The sequence below is a fragment of the Thermovirga sp. genome, from assembly GCA_012523215.1.
In the GTDB taxonomy this organism is placed as follows: domain Bacteria; phylum Synergistota; class Synergistia; order Synergistales; family Thermovirgaceae; genus 58-81.
On record JAAYIZ010000150.1, the window covers coordinates 1 to 1,530 of the forward strand.

2 protein-coding genes are annotated in these 1,530 nt (G+C 55.7%); both read left to right on the forward strand.

Annotated features, from left to right (window positions below):
- Positions 1 to 1,106: hypothetical protein (locus tag GX108_04095; protein ID NLO56219.1), on the forward strand; the 1,106-nt coding region annotated here is incomplete at its 5' end.
- 26 nt (positions 1,107 to 1,132) lie between these two features.
- Positions 1,133 to 1,530 (forward strand): GTP-binding protein (locus GX108_04100; protein NLO56220.1); only part of this gene is annotated, 398 nt, incomplete at its 3' end.

The following is a 1,530-nucleotide window of genomic DNA, read 5'->3' on the forward strand; positions in this document are numbered from 1 at the left end:
CCTTTTTCAGTGCCAGGAGCGTGGCGGGTTCCAGGGCCCGCCTATGGGGAGCGGCCATCGTTTACGGCGGGAGTGTTCCCTCGGCCAGGACTTTTCTGAAGGGTCCTTCTCAACCTGTTTCTCCCCCGTCCGGGAAGTACCAGTTCATTTCCATGAGGGACGCGAGGAGCATGAACGTTCCAGGAGTGAAGGAACCGTTGCCGGTCAGCGACCTGGTCCTGGGCCGGACTCTGGAGGTGGTACGCGGCAAGGGGACAGCGATCTGGATACTGGACAGGAAAGGTTATTCCAGCGGCATAACCTGTGGGGAGTGTGGAAGAACTCTGACCTGCGAAAAATGTGGACTCCCCCTCCGTTGGGACGACGATCGGCAGGTATTCCGCTGTGGCTTCTGTGGCGTGGAAAAACCCGTCACCGACCTCTGCCCTTTCTGCGGAGGGCGTTCTCTTCAGGGTCTTAGGCCTGGCCTTGAAGGTGCAAGGCTGATAGCGGAAAATATGCTGGGTGAGGAATTTTCCGTTCACGCCTGGCATGCCGACATACCACGGAGCACTTCCTACAGGAGTAAATTGATCGAAGACCTAGCCGATGGCGGTATCGTGGTGGGGTCAAGAAAATCGTTGGAACTGTGCGATTTTCTACCCGTTCCCCTTGTTAGCTGGCTTGACGCTGATTCCCTTGCGGCTGCACCTTTTTTTGATTCTCCTCTACGAGCCTTCAGGACTATATGGGAGTCAGCCTGGAGAGGGGAGGGACATTCGGAAAGGAAGGTGCTCATCCAGAGCCGGCATCCGAGGAGTGGTTGGCAGATCGGACTGGTGGCGGGATGGGGTCATTTTTGGTCCAATGAGCTTGAAGAGAGAAAGAAGCTAGATCTTCCCCCCTGGAAGTACCTTGTCGAGATTACAAACCTCGGGTCGAACAAGGAGAGGATCAAGGCTGTCCTGTTGGAGAGGGGCTATGAAGCCCTCGACCCCGGCGGTTCCGAGGAAATGATCTGGCTCAAGTGCAGCGAATTGGAAGGATTAAGGAAAACATTGACTCCCTTTTTCCAGATATCGGGATCTGCCAGGGGCTTCCCCAGGATATCCCTCCGGTCCGACTAAAGGGCGAGGAAAGGAAGGAATCATTCATGGCTATTGTGGCCATCGTCGGTAGACCCAACGTGGGCAAATCATCCCTTTTCAACCGCATCATCGGCAGGAGAATGGCCATTGTCGACGACCAGCCCGGCGTAACCAGGGATAGGATTTACGGTGAGGGCGAGCACGAAAGAAGAAACTTTCTCCTTGTCGACACGGGCGGTCTTCTCCCAGAAGGAGGGGACCTCCTGTCGGAGAGCATACGGAAGCAAGTCCTTCTGGCTGTTCAAGAAAGCGATCTCCTGGTCCTTGTCGTCGACGGCAAGGACGGTTTGACGACCCTTGACCGGGAAGTGGCGCTCTTCCTGAGGAAAAAAGGTAAGCCAGTCATCGTCGCCGTGAATAAAATCGACGATCCCGTGCACGAGGAGAGGGAGTTTGAAGGACA